This window comes from Streptomyces sp. XM83C, from assembly GCF_023072675.1.
Lineage (GTDB): Bacteria > Actinomycetota > Actinomycetes > Streptomycetales > Streptomycetaceae > Streptomyces > Streptomyces thermocoprophilus.
The window spans coordinates 1-253 of sequence record NZ_JALLGL010000695.1; the positions used below are offsets into that span (position 1 = coordinate 1).

1 protein-coding gene is annotated in these 253 nt (G+C 65.6%); it reads left to right on the forward strand.

The features are described 5' to 3' along the window. A partial coding sequence (locus MTQ10_RS31100; RefSeq protein ID WP_374117736.1) for a transposase occupies nt 1-164 on the forward strand: 164 nt, incomplete at its 5' end. Between the last annotated feature and the right edge of the window lie 89 nt (nt 165-253).

Sequence of the window (253 nt, forward strand, 5' to 3'; positions counted from 1 at the left end):
GCGGCCGGCCGGAGGAGTACTGCCACCGGGACATACTCGACGCGATCCGCTACGTGGTGGACAACGGCGTGAAGTGGCCCGCGCTGCCTGCCGACTACCCGCCATGGAAGGCGGTGCACCGGTTCTTGAACCGCTCCGGGTCTGATGGAGGCTCGATTCCCTGAGAGGATCGAGTCATGGCACGTCCGTCCCCTTACCCTGCTGAGCTTCGCGAGCGTGCGGTGCGCATGATCGCGGAGATCCGTCCGAACTA